Source organism: Leclercia adecarboxylata (assembly GCF_006171285.1).
GTDB classification, from domain to species: domain Bacteria; phylum Pseudomonadota; class Gammaproteobacteria; order Enterobacterales; family Enterobacteriaceae; genus Enterobacter; species Enterobacter barmai.
Window position 1 is genome coordinate 2,301,998 of the sequence record NZ_CP040889.1, and the last position, 18,107, is coordinate 2,320,104.

Annotated in this window: 7 protein-coding genes, 1 tRNA gene and 3 rRNA genes; 9 read left to right on the forward strand and 2 right to left on the reverse strand. The window is 55.7% G+C overall.

Annotated features, from left to right (window positions below; translation table 11 throughout):
- On the reverse strand, window positions 1-1,590 hold the full coding sequence (purH, locus tag FHN83_RS12825; protein WP_039028899.1) for a bifunctional phosphoribosylaminoimidazolecarboxamide formyltransferase/IMP cyclohydrolase: 1,590 nt from the start codon (window positions 1,588-1,590) through the stop codon (window positions 1-3).
- A gap of 560 nt (window positions 1,591-2,150) precedes the next feature.
- Here purH and FHN83_RS12830 point away from each other — a divergent pair.
- The 8 genes from FHN83_RS12830 (at window position 2,151) to aceK (ending at window position 13,275) form a co-directional block, all read left to right on the forward strand.
- A 16S ribosomal RNA gene (locus tag FHN83_RS12830) occupies window positions 2,151-3,691 on the forward strand.
- 87 nt (window positions 3,692-3,778) lie between these two features.
- Window positions 3,779-3,853, forward strand: a tRNA-Glu gene (locus FHN83_RS12835).
- A gap of 209 nt (window positions 3,854-4,062) precedes the next feature.
- A 23S ribosomal RNA gene (locus FHN83_RS12840) occupies window positions 4,063-6,966 on the forward strand.
- A gap of 64 nt (window positions 6,967-7,030) precedes the next feature.
- A 5S ribosomal RNA gene (rrf, locus tag FHN83_RS12845) occupies window positions 7,031-7,146 on the forward strand.
- Together the 16S, 23S and 5S rRNA genes with 1 tRNA gene alongside form the textbook arrangement of a ribosomal RNA operon.
- 214 nt (window positions 7,147-7,360) lie before the next feature.
- Window positions 7,361-8,290, forward strand: a complete 930-nt coding sequence (metA, locus tag FHN83_RS12850; RefSeq protein ID WP_039031905.1) for a homoserine O-acetyltransferase MetA — start codon at window positions 7,361-7,363, stop codon at window positions 8,288-8,290.
- A 270-nt stretch (window positions 8,291-8,560) separates the two neighbouring features.
- The gene (aceB, locus tag FHN83_RS12855) at window positions 8,561-10,162 is read left to right on the forward strand and encodes a malate synthase A (protein WP_139563978.1); all 1,602 of its coding nucleotides are present in this window, start codon (window positions 8,561-8,563) and stop codon (window positions 10,160-10,162) included.
- A 32-nt stretch (window positions 10,163-10,194) separates the two neighbouring features.
- Complete coding sequence (gene aceA / locus FHN83_RS12860) at window positions 10,195-11,499, forward strand: isocitrate lyase (RefSeq protein ID WP_039031907.1); 1,305 nt, start codon at window positions 10,195-10,197, stop codon at window positions 11,497-11,499.
- A 48-nt stretch (window positions 11,500-11,547) separates the two neighbouring features.
- Window positions 11,548-13,275 carry a bifunctional isocitrate dehydrogenase kinase/phosphatase gene (gene aceK / locus FHN83_RS12865; RefSeq protein ID WP_139563979.1) on the forward strand — a complete coding sequence of 576 codons (1,728 nt, stop codon included), beginning with the start codon at window positions 11,548-11,550 and terminating at the stop codon, window positions 13,273-13,275.
- An 86-nt stretch (window positions 13,276-13,361) separates the two neighbouring features.
- Here aceK and iclR read toward each other — a convergent pair whose 3' ends face one another.
- Window positions 13,362-14,186: a glyoxylate bypass operon transcriptional repressor IclR gene (gene iclR, locus FHN83_RS12870; RefSeq protein WP_039031909.1), complete on the reverse strand. Its 825-nt coding sequence runs from the start codon at window positions 14,184-14,186 to the stop codon at window positions 13,362-13,364.
- A 195-nt stretch (window positions 14,187-14,381) separates the two neighbouring features.
- Between iclR and metH the strand changes: the two genes are divergently transcribed.
- Entirely contained in the window at window positions 14,382-18,065 is a 3,684-nt protein-coding gene (gene metH, locus FHN83_RS12880) for a methionine synthase (RefSeq protein WP_139563980.1), read from the forward strand.
- Window positions 18,066-18,107: the final 42 nt, after the last annotated feature.

The window sequence follows — 18,107 nt, forward strand, 5'->3', positions numbered from 1 at the left end:
TTAATGGCGGAAATGACGCATGTCGGTGAAGATCATCGCGATGCCGTGTTCATCAGCGGCAGCAATCACTTCGTCATCACGGATAGAGCCGCCAGGCTGGATCACACAGGTGATACCCACAGCGGCAGCCGCGTCGATGCCGTCACGGAACGGGAAGAAGGCGTCAGAGGCCATAGCAGACCCTTTCACTTCCAGACCTTCATCGCCCGCTTTAATACCGGCGATTTTCGCGGAGTAGACGCGGCTCATCTGGCCTGCGCCTATGCCGATAGTCATGTTCTCTTTGGCATATACGATGGCGTTGGATTTCACGAACTTAGCCACTTTCCAGCAGAACAGCGCATCACGCAGCTCCTGCTCGCTCGGCTGACGCTTAGTAACCACGCGCAGGTCGGCTTCTGTCACCATACCCAGGTCACGATCCTGAACCAGCAGACCGCCGTTCACACGCTTGAAGTCCAGGCCCGGAACGCGTTCCGCCCACTGACCGCAAACCAGTACGCGCACGTTCTGTTTTGCCGCAGTGATTTTCAGCGCTTCTTCGGTGGCAGAAGGGGCGATGATCACTTCAACGAACTGGCGGGAGATGATCGCCTGGGCGGTTTCGGCATCCAGCTCGCGGTTAAAGGCAATAATGCCGCCAAACGCAGAGGTCGGGTCGGTTTTATAAGCGCGATCGTAAGCATCCAGAATAGAGGTGCTTACCGCCACGCCGCATGGGTTTGCATGCTTAACGATAACGCATGCTGGCTCGCTGAACTCTTTCACGCACTCCAGCGCCGCGTCGGTGTCAGCGATGTTGTTATAGGAGAGCGCCTTGCCCTGAACCTGCTGTGCCGTGGCAACGGAGGCTTCTTTTACCTCTTCTTCTATATAGAAGGCTGCCTGCTGGTGGCTGTTCTCACCGTAGCGCATATCCTGCTTCTTGATGAAGTTCAGGTTTAAGGTGCGGGAGAAGCGGCCGGAAGGTTCGTTGCTTTCGCCGTGATAGGCAGGTACCAGGCTACCGAAGTAGTTGGCGATCATGCTGTCGTACGCGGCGGTATGTTCGAAGGCCTTAATGGCGAGGTCGAAACGGGTCCCGAGATCCAGCGAACCTTCGTTGGCATCCATCTCTTTAATAATGGCATCGTAGTCACTGCTCTTTACGACGATGGCGACATCTTTATGGTTCTTCGCCGCGGAGCGCACCATGGTTGGGCCGCCGATATCGATGTTCTCTACCGCATCTTCCAGAGAGCAGCCTTCACGGGCAACGGTCTGGGCGAACGGATAAAGGTTAACAACGACCATGTCGATCGGCGCGATCCCATGTTGCTCCATAATTCCGTCGTCCTGACCGCGACGACCCAGAATGCCGCCGTGAACTTTCGGGTGCAGGGTTTTGACGCGTCCATCCATCATTTCCGGGAAACCGGTGTAATCGGACACTTCGGTTACCGGCAGGCCTTTATCTGCTAACAGGCGAGCAGTGCCACCCGTAGACAGCAGCTCTACGCCACGTGCAGAAAGTGCCTGAGCGAATTCGACGATACCGGCTTTATCAGAAACACTGAGCAGAGCGCGGCGGACTGGACGACGTTGTTGCATGGTAAATCCCCTGGATTTGACGATTACAGAGAGCGTTAGGTGAATTTTCCTCATAAAAACTCAACTAACACACCTGGCGGGGTCGCTTTATTAAGCGCGAGCATTTTAACGAAAACGTTTGCGCAACGCTCGCACATTTTCACTTTTTCGTCGCATTGTGGATAAGTCTGTGTGTAAACAGGTATAAGGCGGGGTTTTGCTGGGGAATGCAGCAGTCAGTCATTTTTCTGTCATTTAAGGGTTGCGGCCTGAAGAGAACTCCCTATAATGCGCCTCCATCGACACGGCGGATGTGAATCACTTCACACAAACAGCCGGGCCGGTTGAGGAGAAAAGCGTGAAATAATCGCTTGACTCTGAAAGAGGAAGGCGTAATATACGCCACCTCGCAACGGTGAGCGAAAGCCGCGTTGCACTGCTCTTTAACAATTTATCAGACAATCTGTGTGGGCACTCAAAGTGACATGGATTCTTAATGTCTCCGGACAATAAATGAATACCAAGTCTCTGAGTGAACATACGTAATTCATTACGAAGTTTAATTCATGAGCATCAAACTTAAATTGAAGAGTTTGATCATGGCTCAGATTGAACGCTGGCGGCAGGCCTAACACATGCAAGTCGAACGGTAGCACAGAAGAGCTTGCTCTTCGGGTGACGAGTGGCGGACGGGTGAGTAATGTCTGGGAAACTGCCTGATGGAGGGGGATAACTACTGGAAACGGTAGCTAATACCGCATAACGTCGCAAGACCAAAGAGGGGACCTTCGGGCCTCTTGCCATCAGATGTGCCCAGATGGGATTAGCTAGTAGGTGGGGTAACGGCTCACCTAGGCGACGATCCCTAGCTGGTCTGAGAGGATGACCAGCCACACTGGAACTGAGACACGGTCCAGACTCCTACGGGAGGCAGCAGTGGGGAATATTGCACAATGGGCGCAAGCCTGATGCAGCCATGCCGCGTGTATGAAGAAGGCCTTCGGGTTGTAAAGTACTTTCAGCGAGGAGGAAGGTGTTGAGGTTAATAACCTCAGCAATTGACGTTACTCGCAGAAGAAGCACCGGCTAACTCCGTGCCAGCAGCCGCGGTAATACGGAGGGTGCAAGCGTTAATCGGAATTACTGGGCGTAAAGCGCACGCAGGCGGTCTGTCAAGTCGGATGTGAAATCCCCGGGCTCAACCTGGGAACTGCATTCGAAACTGGCAGGCTAGAGTCTTGTAGAGGGGGGTAGAATTCCAGGTGTAGCGGTGAAATGCGTAGAGATCTGGAGGAATACCGGTGGCGAAGGCGGCCCCCTGGACAAAGACTGACGCTCAGGTGCGAAAGCGTGGGGAGCAAACAGGATTAGATACCCTGGTAGTCCACGCCGTAAACGATGTCGACTTGGAGGTTGTGCCCTTGAGGCGTGGCTTCCGGAGCTAACGCGTTAAGTCGACCGCCTGGGGAGTACGGCCGCAAGGTTAAAACTCAAATGAATTGACGGGGGCCCGCACAAGCGGTGGAGCATGTGGTTTAATTCGATGCAACGCGAAGAACCTTACCTACTCTTGACATCCAGAGAACTTAGCAGAGATGCTTTGGTGCCTTCGGGAACTCTGAGACAGGTGCTGCATGGCTGTCGTCAGCTCGTGTTGTGAAATGTTGGGTTAAGTCCCGCAACGAGCGCAACCCTTATCCTTTGTTGCCAGCGGTTAGGCCGGGAACTCAAAGGAGACTGCCAGTGATAAACTGGAGGAAGGTGGGGATGACGTCAAGTCATCATGGCCCTTACGAGTAGGGCTACACACGTGCTACAATGGCGCATACAAAGAGAAGCGACCTCGCGAGAGCAAGCGGACCTCATAAAGTGCGTCGTAGTCCGGATTGGAGTCTGCAACTCGACTCCATGAAGTCGGAATCGCTAGTAATCGTAGATCAGAATGCTACGGTGAATACGTTCCCGGGCCTTGTACACACCGCCCGTCACACCATGGGAGTGGGTTGCAAAAGAAGTAGGTAGCTTAACCTTCGGGAGGGCGCTTACCACTTTGTGATTCATGACTGGGGTGAAGTCGTAACAAGGTAACCGTAGGGGAACCTGCGGTTGGATCACCTCCTTACCTTAAAGAACCTGCCTTTGTAGTGTCCACACAGATTGTCTGATGAAAAGTAACGAGCAAGACGGCTGCGAAGTCGTGACACATCGTGTCCCCTTCGTCTAGCGGTTAGGACTCCGCCCTTTCACGGCGGCAACAGGGGTTCGAATCCCCTAGGGGACGCCACTTGCTGGGTGTGAGTGAAAGGCACAACCAATCAGTATCTCAAAACTGACTCTCTGAGTTATGTTTGAGATATTTGCTCTTTAAAAATCTGGATCAAGCTGAAAATTGAAACGACACACTGTGTCTGTTCTCCGTAACAGGAACAGATGAAGGTGTGTTCGAGTCTCTCAAATTTTCACAACGCGAAGTGAAACAGCTTCGAGTTGTGAGGTTAAGCGACTAAGCGTACACGGTGGATGCCCTGGCAGTCAGAGGCGATGAAGGACGTGCTAATCTGCGAAAAGCGCCGGCGAGGTGATATGAACCTTTGACCCGGCGATGTCCGAATGGGGAAACCCAGTGTGTTCCGACACACTATCGTTAACTGAATACATAGGTTAACGAGGCGAACCGGGGGAACTGAAACATCTAAGTACCCCGAGGAAAAGAAATCAACCGAGATTCCCCCAGTAGCGGCGAGCGAACGGGGAGCAGCCCGGAGTCTGAATCAGCTTGTGTGTTAGTGGAACGGTCTGGAAAGTCCGACGGTACAGGGTGATAGTCCCGTACATGAAAGCACACTTGCTGTGAACTCGAAGAGTAGGGCGGGACACGTGGTATCCTGTCTGAATATGGGGGGACCATCCTCCAAGGCTAAATACTCCTGACTGACCGATAGTGAACCAGTACCGTGAGGGAAAGGCGAAAAGAACCCCGGCGAGGGGAGTGAAAAGAACCTGAAACCGTGTACGTACAAGCAGTGGGAGCACCCTTGTGGTGTGACTGCGTACCTTTTGTATAATGGGTCAGCGACTTATATTCTGTAGCAAGGTTAACCGTATAGGGGAGCCGCAGGGAAACCGAGTCTTAACTGGGCGTTAAGTTGCAGGGTATAGACCCGAAACCCGGTGATCTAGCCATGGGCAGGTTGAAGGTTGGGTAACACTAACTGGAGGACCGAACCGACTAATGTTGAAAAATTAGCGGATGACTTGTGGCTGGGGGTGAAAGGCCAATCAAACCGGGAGATAGCTGGTTCTCCCCGAAAGCTATTTAGGTAGCGCCTCGTGAACTCATCTCCGGGGGTAGAGCACTGTTTCGGCTAGGGGGCCATCCCGGCTTACCAACCCGATGCAAACTGCGAATACCGGAGAATGTTATCACGGGAGACACACGGCGGGTGCTAACGTCCGTCGTGAAGAGGGAAACAACCCAGACCGCCAGCTAAGGTCCCAAAGTCATGGTTAAGTGGGAAACGATGTGGGAAGGCACAGACAGCCAGGATGTTGGCTTAGAAGCAGCCATCATTTAAAGAAAGCGTAATAGCTCACTGGTCGAGTCGGCCTGCGCGGAAGATGTAACGGGGCTAAACCATGCACCGAAGCTGCGGCAGCGACACTATGTGTTGTTGGGTAGGGGAGCGTTCTGTAAGCCGTTGAAGGTGAACTGTGAGGTTTGCTGGAGGTATCAGAAGTGCGAATGCTGACATAAGTAACGATAAAGCGGGTGAAAAGCCCGCTCGCCGGAAGACCAAGGGTTCCTGTCCAACGTTAATCGGGGCAGGGTGAGTCGACCCCTAAGGCGAGGCCGAAAGGCGTAGTCGATGGGAAACAGGTTAATATTCCTGTACTCGGTGTTACTGCGAAGGGGGGACGGAGAAGGCTATGTTGGCCGGGCGACGGTTGTCCCGGTTTAAGCATGTAGGCGGAGGTTCCAGGTAAATCCGGTACCTTATTAACGCTGAGGTGTGATGACGAGGCACTACGGTGCTGAAGCAACAAATGCCCTGCTTCCAGGAAAAGCCTCTAAGCATCAGGTAACATCAAATCGTACCCCAAACCGACACAGGTGGTCAGGTAGAGAATACCAAGGCGCTTGAGAGAACTCGGGTGAAGGAACTAGGCAAAATGGTGCCGTAACTTCGGGAGAAGGCACGCTGATATGTAGGTGAAGCCCCTGCGGGTGGAGCTGAAATCAGTCGAAGATACCAGCTGGCTGCAACTGTTTATTAAAAACACAGCACTGTGCAAACACGAAAGTGGACGTATACGGTGTGACGCCTGCCCGGTGCCGGAAGGTTAATTGATGGGGTTATCCGTAAGGAGAAGCTCTTGATCGAAGCCCCGGTAAACGGCGGCCGTAACTATAACGGTCCTAAGGTAGCGAAATTCCTTGTCGGGTAAGTTCCGACCTGCACGAATGGCGTAATGATGGCCAGGCTGTCTCCACCCGAGACTCAGTGAAATTGAAATCGCTGTGAAGATGCAGTGTACCCGCGGCAAGACGGAAAGACCCCGTGAACCTTTACTATAGCTTGACACTGAACACTGGTCCTTGATGTGTAGGATAGGTGGGAGGCTTTGAAGCGTGGACGCCAGTCTGCGTGGAGCCATCCTTGAAATACCACCCTTTAATGGCTGGTGTTCTAACGTGGACCCGTAATCCGGGTTGCGGACAGTGTCTGGTGGGTAGTTTGACTGGGGCGGTCTCCTCCTAAAGAGTAACGGAGGAGCACGAAGGTTAGCTAATCCTGGTCGGACATCAGGAGGTTAGTGCAATGGCATAAGCTAGCTTGACTGCGAGAGTGACGGCTCGAGCAGGTGCGAAAGCAGGTCATAGTGATCCGGTGGTTCTGTATGGAAGGGCCATCGCTCAACGGATAAAAGGTACTCCGGGGATAACAGGCTGATACCGCCCAAGAGTTCATATCGACGGCGGTGTTTGGCACCTCGATGTCGGCTCATCACATCCTGGGGCTGAAGTAGGTCCCAAGGGTATGGCTGTTCGCCATTTAAAGTGGTACGCGAGCTGGGTTTAGAACGTCGTGAGACAGTTCGGTCCCTATCTGCCGTGGGCGCTGGAGAATTGAGGGGGGCTGCTCCTAGTACGAGAGGACCGGAGTGGACGCATCACTGGTGTTCGGGTTGTCATGCCAATGGCACTGCCCGGTAGCTAAATGCGGAAGAGATAAGTGCTGAAAGCATCTAAGCACGAAACTTGCCCCGAGATGAGTTCTCCCTGACCCTTCAAGGGTCCTGAAGGAACGTTGAAGACGACGACGTTGATAGGCCGGGTGTGTAAGCGCAGCGATGCGTTGAGCTAACCGGTACTAATGAACCGTGAGGCTTAACCTTACAACGCCGAAGCTGTTTCGGTGGATTTGAGACGATTTTCAGCTGATACAGATTACAGAATTTGCCTGGCGGCTGTAGCGCGGTGGTCCCACCTGACCCCATGCCGAACTCAGAAGTGAAACGCCGTAGCGCCGATGGTAGTGTGGGGCCTCCCCATGCGAGAGTAGGGAACTGCCAGGCATCAATTAAAAAAACCCCGTACCGCAAGGTACGGGGTTTTTTGCCGTATGCGCGGAAAAGCCGGGTGGCGGCTCCGCCTTACCCGGCCTACGATCTACCTTCCTTGAAACTTTCTCACCTTTCGTCTGCGTACTCGACATTTGCCTGATTCCTGGTTATTGTCAGCTATCTGGATGTCTAAACGTTTATACGTATGCTGTGAGGATATAAGGTTATGCCGATTCGGGTGCAGGACGAGCTACCAGCCGTCAATTTCTTGCGTGAAGAAAACGTCTTTGTCATGACGGCTTCGCGCGCTACAGGTCAGGAAATTCGTCCTCTGAAGGTGCTTATCCTTAACCTGATGCCAAAGAAGATCGAGACGGAAAATCAGTTCCTCCGCTTGCTGTCGAACTCTCCATTGCAGGTCGATATACAGCTGCTGCGTATTGATGCGCGCGAGTCCCGCAATACGCCCTCAGAGCATCTCAATAACTTCTACTGTAATTTTGACGACATCCGTAACGAGAACTTCGATGGACTGATCGTGACCGGCGCACCGCTTGGCCTGGTGGAATTCAACGACGTTGCCTACTGGCCGCAGATCAAGCAGGTGCTGGAGTGGGCCAAAGATCATGTTACCTCGACGCTGTTCGTCTGTTGGGCTGTCCAGGCGGCACTCAACATTCTGTACGGCATCCCTAAGCAAACCCGCACCGAAAAGCTCTCTGGCGTCTACGAGCACCATATTCTGCATCCTCATGCGCTGCTGACCCGGGGTTTTGATGACTCCTTCCTCGCCCCTCACTCGCGCTATGCCGATTTCCCGGCGGCATTGATTCGTGACTACACCGATCTGGAGATCCTGGCGGAAAGCGAAGAGGGCGATGCCTATCTGTTTGCCAGCAAAGACAAGCGCATTGCCTTCGTCACCGGCCATCCGGAATACGATCCTGATACCCTGGCGAGCGAATATTTCCGTGATGAAGAGGCGGGTTTAAATCCGGACATACCGTACAACTATTTCCCGCAAAACGATCCGCAGAACAAACCGCGTGCGACCTGGCGCAGCCATGGCAACCTGCTGTTTACTAACTGGCTCAACTACTACGTCTACCAGATCACACCATACGATCTGCGCCACATGAATCCAACGCTGGATTAATCCTCTGACGATCTTCGTCCTGTAGCGTTTCAGCTCTCCAGTTAAGGCACCTTCGGGTGCCTTTTTTATTTCCGAAATTCACTCCGTCTCAATAAATATTTTTAATTTCATTTATATCAATAGGTTAATTGCTATTTAAATTAAAAATGGAAATAGTTTTTGATTTTGACGCAAAGCAAGATAGTCTTAATTTTGCTGAACGAAAACTACACAACGATCTTTCGTTCGCGTGGGGGAAATGAATTCGGATCAACGACGAGGAGCAGTGCAATGAATCAACAGGCAATCATTATCGATGAACTGGCCTTTACTCAACCTCATGGCGAGCAGGAAAAGCAGATCCTGACCGCCGAAGCCGTTGAGTTCCTTACCGAGCTGGTGACCCGCTTCACGCCAAAACGTAATAAATTACTGGCGGCACGTATCCAGCAGCAGCAAGACATTGATAACGGAAAGCTGCCTGATTTTATTTCGGAAACCGCTTCCATTCGTGAAGGTGACTGGACGATCCGTGGTATTCCGCAGGATCTGCAGGACCGACGCGTCGAGATCACCGGCCCGGTAGAGCGCAAAATGGTGATCAACGCCCTGAATGCCAATGTGAAGGTCTTTATGGCGGACTTTGAGGATTCACTGGCGCCAGACTGGAACAAAGTGATTGAAGGCCAGATCAACCTGCGTGATGCGGTTGACGGCACCATCAGCCACACCAATGAAGCCGGGAAAATCTATCAGCTTAAGCCCAACCCGGCGGTACTGGTCTGCCGCGTGCGTGGCCTGCATTTACCGGAAAAACATGTCACCTGGAACGGTGAAGCGATCCCCGGCAGCCTGTTCGACTTTGCGTTGTACTTCTTCCATAACCACAAAAACCTGCTGGCAAAAGGCAGCGGGCCTTACTTCTATCTGCCCAAAACGCAGTCCTGGCAGGAAGCGGCCTGGTGGAGTGAGGTGTTCAGTTATACCGAGGATCGTTTTGAACTGCCGCGCGGCACCATCAAGGCCACGCTGCTGATTGAAACCCTGCCGGCGGTTTTCCAGATGGACGAAATTCTGCATGCCCTGCGTGACCATATTGTGGGCCTGAACTGTGGTCGCTGGGATTACATTTTCAGCTATATCAAGACGCTGAAGAATCACTCGGATCGCGTTCTGCCGGATCGTCAGGTGGTGACAATGGACAAATCCTTCCTGAATGCCTACTCGCGCCTGCTGATCAAAACCTGCCACAAACGCGGCGCCTTTGCGATGGGGGGAATGGCGGCGTTTATTCCCAGCAAAGACAGCGAACGTAACGCCCAGGTGCTGAATAAAGTGAAGGCCGATAAAGAGCTGGAAGCCAGCAACGGCCATGACGGCACCTGGGTGGCTCATCCGGGGCTGGCAGATACCGCTATGGAGGTGTTTAACCGCATCCTGGGCGATAACAAAAACCAGCTCCACGTGACCCGCGAAGAAGACGTCCCCGTCACCGCAGCACAGCTCCTGGAGCCCTGCCAGGGCGAGCGCACCGAAGAGGGGATGCGCGCCAATATCCGCGTGGCCGTGCAGTACATCGAAGCGTGGATCTCCGGTAACGGCTGTGTGCCGATTTACGGTCTGATGGAAGATGCCGCTACCGCCGAGATTTCCCGTACCTCTATCTGGCAGTGGATCCATCATCAGAAAACGCTCAGCAACGGCAAGCCCGTTACCAAAGCCCTGTTCCGCCAGATGCTTTCGGAAGAGATGCTGAACATTCAGGAGGAGCTGGGCGAGCACCGCTTCAGCAGTGGTCGCTTCGACGCCGCCGCGCGCCTGATGGAACAGATAACCACTTCAGATGACTTAATCGACTTCCTGACGCTGCCTGGCTACCGCCTGCTGGCCTGATTTCACCACATAACAATATGGAGCATCTGCACATGAAAACCCGTACCCAACAAATCGAAGCATTACAAAACGAGTGGACTCAACCGCGCTGGGAGGGCATTGAACGTCCTTATAGCGCCGAGGACGTGGTGAAATTACGCGGTTCGGTTAATCCGGAATGCACCCTGGCCCAGTTGGGTGCCGCCAAAATGTGGCGTCTGCTGCACGGTGAGTCGAAGAAAGGCTACATCAACAGCCTCGGCGCGCTGACGGGCGGCCAGGCGCTGCAGCAGGCGAAAGCGGGGATTGAGGCGGTCTATCTGTCTGGCTGGCAGGTAGCGGCCGACGCTAACCTGGCTTCCAGCATGTACCCGGATCAGTCGCTCTATCCGGCAAACTCGGTCCCGGCAGTGGTGGAGCGGATCAACAACACCTTCCGCCGAGCGGATCAGATCCAGTGGGCATCCGGCATCGAGCCGCAGGATCCGCGCTTTGTGGACTACTTCCTGCCGATTGTGGCCGACGCCGAGGCGGGCTTTGGTGGGGTGCTGAACGCCTTTGAGCTGATGAAATCGATGATTGAAGCCGGTGCAGCGGCCGTACACTTCGAAGATCAGCTGGCATCCGTGAAGAAGTGCGGGCATATGGGCGGCAAAGTGCTGGTCCCGACGCAGGAAGCGATCCAGAAACTGGTGGCTGCGCGCCTGGCTGCTGACGTGATGGGTGTCCCTACGCTGGTAATTGCGCGTACCGACGCCGATGCCGCAGACCTGATCACCTCCGATTGCGATCCCTACGACAGCCAGTTCATTACCGGCGAACGCACCAGCGAAGGGTTCTATCGTACCCATGCCGGCATCGAGCAGGCGATCAGTCGCGGCCTGGCCTACGCTCCGTATGCTGACCTGGTGTGGTGTGAAACCTCCACCCCGGACCTGGCGCTGGCGAAACGCTTTGCTGATGCCATCCATGCCAAATACCCGGGCAAACTGCTGGCCTACAACTGCTCGCCATCCTTCAACTGGCAGAAAAATCTGGACGATAAAACTATCGCCAGCTTCCAGCAGGAGCTGTCGGACATGGGCTACAAGTATCAGTTCATCACCCTCGCGGGCATTCACAGCATGTGGTTCAACATGTTCGACCTGGCGCACGCCTACGCCCAGGGCGAGGGCATGAAGCACTACGTCGAGAAAGTCCAGCAGCCGGAGTTCTCGGCCAGCCAGAAGGGCTATACCTTCGCCTCACACCAGCAGGAAGTGGGAACGGGCTACTTCGATAAAGTGACCACCATCATCCAGGGCGGCGCTTCCTCTGTGACGGCCCTGACCGGGTCGACCGAAGAAGCGCAGTTTTAATCTTTTTCCCCTCTCCCCCAGGGGAGAGGGTCAGGGTGAGGGGAATCTATGTCGCGTGGTCTGGAATTACTGATTGCCCAAACCATCCTGCAGGGCTTCGACGCGCAGTATGGCCGTTTTCTGGAAGTGACGGGCGGGGCGCAGCAGCGCTTCGAGCAGGCGGACTGGCACGCCGTGCAGCAGGCCATGAAACAGCGTATTCACCTCTACGATCACCATGTGGGCCTCGTGGTGGAACAACTGCGCTGCATTACAGGCAGCATCACTATTGATGCTGCTTTTTTGCTGCGGGTGAAAACCCATTACACCCAGTTGCTGCCGGATTACCCGCGTTATGAGATTGCGGAAAGCTTTTTCAATTCCGTTTACTGTCGGCTGTTTGATCACCGCTCGCTGTCACCGGAGCGGCTCTTTATTTTCAGCTCTCAGCCCGGACAACGTTTTCGTACCCTGCCGCGTCCGCTGGCGAAAGACTTCTTTCCCGATCAGGGCTGGGAGGCGTTGTTAACCAAAGTGTTGGCCGATCTGCCCTTGCGTCTGCCCTGGCAAAACCGTCCGCGTGATGTCGGGTATATCATCGCCCATCTGTCTGAAACGCTCGGTGCGGATAAGCTGCAAAATTGCCATCTGCAGGTCGCGAACGAGCTGTTTTACCGCAACAAAGCCGCCTGGCTGGTCGGGAAACTGATAACCCCGGACGCCACGCTGCCATTTTTACTGCCCATTCACCGCAGCGATGAAGGGGAACTGGCGGTAGATACCTGCCTGACCACCAGCGCCGAAGCCAGCATTGTTTTCGGCTTCGCCCGTTCCTATTTTATGGTTTATGCCCCGCTGCCGGGCGCGCTGGTGGAGTGGCTGCGCGAGATCCTGCCCGGTAAAACCACCGCCGAGTTGTATATGGCGATAGGGTGTCAGAAGCACGCCAAAACTGAGAGCTATCGGGAATACCTGCACTATATCGCCCATGCGGATGAGCAGTTTATCGAGGCGCCAGGCATTCGCGGCATGGTGATGCTGGTCTTTACCCTGCCGGGTTTTGACCGGGTCTTTAAGGTGATTAAGGATAAATTCGCCCCGCAGAAAGAGATGTCTGCCGCCCACGTGCGCGCCTGCTATCAACTGGTTAAGGAGCACGATCGCGTCGGGCGCATGGCGGATACCCAGGAGTTTGAAAACTTCGTTCTCGATAAGCGGCAGATCGCGCCAGAACTGATGGCGCTGCTGCTCCAGGAAGCGCCAGAAAAAATCAGCGATCTGGGGGACAAAATCGTCATCAGCCATCTCTACATTGAACGGCGGATGGTGCCGCTCAACATCTGGCTGGCGCAGTCGGAAGGGCAGGCGCTGCACGATGCGATAGAAGAGTACGGCAACGCTATCCGTCAGCTGGCGGCAGCCAATATCTTCCCGGGGGACATGCTGTTCAAGAACTTCGGCGTCACCCGGCACGGGCGGGTCGTGTTCTACGATTACGACGAAATCTGCTACATGACGGAGGTGAATTTCCGCGAGATCCCGCCGCCGCGTTATCCGGAAGATGAACTCGCCAGCGAGCCGTGGTACAGCGTTTCGCCGGGGGATGTCTTTCCGGAGGAGTTTCGCCACTGGCTATGCGCTGACCCGCGCATTGGAAGGCTGTTTGAAGAGATGCACGCCGATCTGTTTCGCGCCGATTACTGGCGTGGCCTGCAGACGCGGATCAAGAACGGCCATGTGGAAGATGTCTACGCTTACCGGCGTAAGCAGCGGTTTAGCATCAGATTTGGCATTTAACGCCCGGTGGCGCTGCGCTTACCGGGCCTACGGTTCGAATGTAGTTGTAGGCCCGTGCAAGCGCAGCGCCGCCGGGCATTAAAGACTTAACGCAACCCACCATACGCCAGCGTCACCTCTTTCGCCGCCTTAATCACCAGCGCCCCCAGTTCGGTCACACGGTCATCGGTCATGCGTGAGATAGGGCCGGAGATGGAGATGGCGGCGAACGGCTCGCGGTGCTCGTCAAAAATGCAGGCGGCAAGACAGCGCAGACCGAGCGCATGCTCTTCGTCATCAAAGGAGTAGCCGCGCTTACGCGTCAGAGCCAAATCCTCTTTCAGATGGACCGGGGAAACCAGCGTCGCGTGGGTGTAGGCGTGTAAACCTTTGCGGTGCAGCAGACCCGTGACCTGCTCTTCGCTGAGCTGGGACAGGAACGCTTTCCCCGCCCCGGAGGCGTGCATCGGCAGTTTGCCGCCAATCGGGGCAGACATGCGCATCAGCTGCGTGCACTGGACCTGGTCGATAATAATCGCCTGATGATCGCTCTGGTCGAGCACCGCCAGGTTAACCGTCTCGCCGGAGTCTTCCATCAGCTTGCGCAGGATCGGGTGGACGATAGCGAGCAGATTTCGGCTCTGTAAAAAGCTGCTGCCGACGATAAATGCATGGGCACCTACGGACCAGTGGCCCAGCTCGCCCACCTGACGGACAAAGCCCAGCTGCTGCATGGTGGTCAGCAGGCGGTGGGTGGTGGAGTTCGGCAGGCCTGCCTGCTGGGCCAGCTCGGTCAGCGCCACGCTGCTGTGCGACTCGGCTATCCATTCAAGGAGCTTTAATCCCCGGGTCAGGGACTGAACTTGACCGCCCGCCTGGGCGGTCGCGGCGGCGGGTTTTCTGCCGCGTTTAGCGGGAACGGTGGCGACCATGGCGAGCTCCTTTTTTCTGTATCGTGGAAATCATTTTCGTTTTATTTGGCTGTTTTGCAACCGCTATCCGCACTGATCGGAGGAGTTATGGTGAACATGTCTCATGTTACCCTGGTGTGACTTTTCCCCTTTGCAAGATTATGCCAGTATGGTCTGCTGGCCTTTTGGCCTGGTTGAGCGTTGTCGGGAGCAAGTGTGAGCAGCAAAGTAGATCAACTGCGTGCGCAGTTAAATGAACGCATTCTGGTGCTGGATGGCGGTATGGGCACCATGATCCAGAGCTATCGTCTGAGTGAAGACGACTTTCGCGGCGACCGCTTCGCCGACTGGCCCTGCGATCTGAAAGGTAACAATGACCTGCTGGTGCTCAGCAAGCCAGAGATTATCGCCGCCATTCACTACGCCTACTTCGAGGCGGGCGCGGATATCGTTGAGACCAACACCTTTAACTCGACAACCATCGCCATGGCGGATTACGAGATGGAATCCCTCTCGGCGGAGATCAACTACGAGGCGGCCAGACTCGCGCGTGCCTGTGCCGATGAGTGGACGGCCCGCACGCCAGAGAAACCACGTTACGTGGCGGGCGTGCTCGGCCCGACCAACCGCACCGCCTCTATCTCACCGGACGTAAACGATCCGGCTTTTCGAAATATCACCTTTGACCAGCTGGTGGCCGCGTACCGCGAATCCACAAAAGCGCTGGTAGAAGGCGGTTCCGATCTGATCATGATTGAAACGGTCTTCGATACCCTCAACGCCAAAGCTGCCATCTATGCGGTAAAAGAGGAGTTCGAAGCCCTGGGTGTCGATCTGCCGATCATGATCTCCGGCACCATCACCGATGCCTCTGGCCGTACGCTATCCGGCCAGACGACCGAAGCATTTTATAACTCCCTGCGCCACGCCGATGCCCTGACCTTTGGCCTGAACTGTGCCCTGGGGCCGGATGAACTGCGCCAGTATGTGCAGGAGCTGTCGCGCATTGCGGAATGCTACGTCACCGCTCACCCGAACGCCGGCCTGCCGAACGCCTTTGGTGAGTACGATCTCGACGCCGCGACCATGGCGGCGCAGATCCGCGAGTGGGCCGAATCCGGGTTCCTGAATATCGTCGGCGGCTGCTGCGGCACCACGCCGGAGCACATCGCTGCCATGAGCAATGCAGTCGCGGGCCTGGCGCCACGCAAGCTACCTGAGCTACCGGTGGCCTGCCGACTGGCCGGTCTCGAGCCGCTGAACATCGGCGATGACAGCCTGTTTGTGAACGTCGGTGAACGTACCAACGTGACCGGCTCCGCGAAGTTCAAGCGCCTGATCAAAGAAGAGAAGTACAGCGAAGCGCTGGACGTTGCCCGCCAGCAGGTGGAGAGCGGCGCGCAGATCATTGATATCAACATGGACGAGGGGATGCTCGACGCCGAAGCGGCGATGGTGCGTTTCCTCAACCTGATTGCCGGTGAGCCGGACATTGCCCGCGTGCCGATTATGATCGACTCCTCGAAATGGGAAGTGATCGAAAAAGGGCTGAAGTGCATTCAGGGCAAGGGCATCGTTAACTCCATCTCGATGAAAGAGGGGGTTGAGCCTTTCATCCATCACGCGAAGATGGTGCGCCGCTACGGTGCCGCCGTGGTGGTAATGGCCTTTGACGAGGTCGGGCAGGCGGATACCCGCGAGCGCAAAATAGAGATTTGCCGCCGCGCGTATCAGATTCTGACCGAAGAGGTCGGCTTCCCGCCGGAAGACATTATCTTTGACCCGAACATCTTTGCTGTCGCCACCGGTATCGAGGAGCACAACAACTACGCCCAGGACTTTATCGGCGCCTGTGAAGACATCAAACGCGAATTGCCGCACGCGCTGATCTCCGGCGGGGTTTCCAACGTCTCGTTCTCGTTCCGCGGCAACGACCCGGTGCGTGAGGCGATCCACGCGGTGTTCCTCTATTACGCCATTCGTAACGGGATGGACATGGGGATCGTTAACGCCGGTCAGCTGGCGATTTATGACGACCTGCCGGCGGAGCTGCGCGACGCGGTGGAGGATGTGATCCTGAACCGCCGCGACGATGCTACCGAGCGCATGCTGGAACTGGCTGAAAAGTATCGCGGCAGCAAATCCGATGACAGCGCCAACGTGCAGCAGGCGGAATGGCGCTCCTGGGACGTGAAAAAACGCCTCGAATACTCGCTGGTAAAAGGCATCACCGAGTTTATCGAACTGGATACCGAAGAGGCACGCCAGCAGGCCGCGCGTCCGATTGAAGTGATCGAAGGGCCGCTAATGGACGGCATGAACGTGGTCGGCGACCTGTTCGGCGAAGGCAAAATGTTCCTGCCGCAGGTGGTGAAATCCGCCCGCGTAATGAAGCAGGCGGTGGCCTATCTGGAACCCTATATTGAAGCCAGCAAAGAAAAAGGCTCCAGTAACGGCAAGATGGTGATCGCCACCGTGAAAGGCGACGTGCATGACATCGGCAAAAACATCGTCGGCGTGGTGCTGCAGTGTAATAACTACGAGATTATCGATCTTGGCGTGATGGTGCCGGCGGAGAAAATCCTCAAAACCGCGCGCGAAGTGAATGCCGACCTGATTGGCCTCTCGGGGCTCATCACCCCGTCGCTGGATGAGATGGTTAACGTGGCGAAAGAGATGGAGCGTCAGGGCTTTACCCTGCCGCTGCTGATTGGCGGCGCAACCACCTCGAAAGCGCATACGGCGGTGAAGATCGAGCAAAACTACAGCGGGCCGACGGTGTACGTGCAGAACGCCTCACGCACGGTTGGCGTGGTCTCAGCGCTGCTGTCAGCGACCCAGCGCGACGACTTTGTCGCCAGAACCCGCAAAGAGTATGAAACGGTGCGCATTCAGCACGGGCGCAAAAAGCCGCGCACCCCGCCGGTGACCCTGGCGGCGGCGCGGGATAACGATCTGGCCTTTGACTGGTCAAGCTATACGCCGCCGGTCGCCCATCGCCTGGGCGTTCAGGCGGTGACGGCCAGCATCGAAACCCTGCGTAACTACATCGACTGGACGCCGTTCTTTATGACCTGGTCGCTGGCCGGGAAATACCCGCGCATTCTGGAAGATGAAGTGGTAGGTGAAGAGGCGCAGCGCCTGTTCAAGGATGCCAACGATCTGCTCGACAAGCTCAGCGAGGAGAAGACTCTAAACCCGCGCGGCGTGGTGGGGCTGTTCCCGGCGAACCGGGTGGGCGATGACATCGAAATCTACCGGGATGAAACCCGCACGCACGTGCTGGCGGTCAGCCATCACTTGCGTCAGCAGACCGAGAAGATTGGCTTTGCTAACTACTGTCTGGCGGATTTCGTCGCGCCGAAGCTGAGCGGTAAAGCCGACTACATCGGCGCGTTTGCCGTGACCGGCGGGCTGGAGGAGGACGCGCTGGCGGACGCCTTCGAAGCGCAGCATGATGATTACAACAAAATCATGATCAAGGCGATTGCCGACCGTCTGGCAGAAGCCTTTGCTGAATACCTGCATGAGCGGGTGCGTAAGGTGCACTGGGGCTACGCGGCCAATGAGAACCTCAGCAATGAGGAGCTGATCCGCGAGAACTACCAGGGCATTCGCCCGGCACCAGGCTACCCGGCCTGCCCGGAGCATACCGAGAAAGGCACCATCTGGCAGCTTCTGGATGTCGAGGCCCATACCGGCATGAAGCTCACCGAGTCTTTCGCCATGTGGCCGGGCGCCTCGGTTTCCGGCTGGTATTTCAGCCATCCAGACAGCAAGTACTACGCTGTGGCGCAGATCCAGCGCGATCAGGTGGAAGATTATGCCCTGCGTAAAGGGATGAGCGTGGCAGAAGTGGAGCGCTGGCTGGCACCTAACCTCGGCTACGACGCAGACTGACCTGGCTTACTTGCCAGCTTACACCAGGGCTGTCCTCACTCG

Bases quoted from the DNA above. Each gene is read 5' to 3' on its own strand.
- aceB (WP_139563978.1), top strand. From the start codon at position 8,561: ATGAATCAACAGGCAATCATTATCGATGAACTGGCCTTTACTCAACCT.
- aceK (WP_139563979.1), top strand. From the start codon at position 11,548: ATGTCGCGTGGTCTGGAATTACTGATTGCCCAAACCATCCTGCAGGGC.
- metA (WP_039031905.1), top strand. From the start codon at position 7,361: ATGCCGATTCGGGTGCAGGACGAGCTACCAGCCGTCAATTTCTTGCGT.
- iclR (WP_039031909.1), bottom strand. From the start codon at position 14,186: ATGGTCGCCACCGTTCCCGCTAAACGCGGCAGAAAACCCGCCGCCGCG.
- purH (WP_039028899.1), bottom strand. From the start codon at position 1,590: ATGCAACAACGTCGTCCAGTCCGCCGCGCTCTGCTCAGTGTTTCTGAT.
- aceA (WP_039031907.1), top strand. From the start codon at position 10,195: ATGAAAACCCGTACCCAACAAATCGAAGCATTACAAAACGAGTGGACT.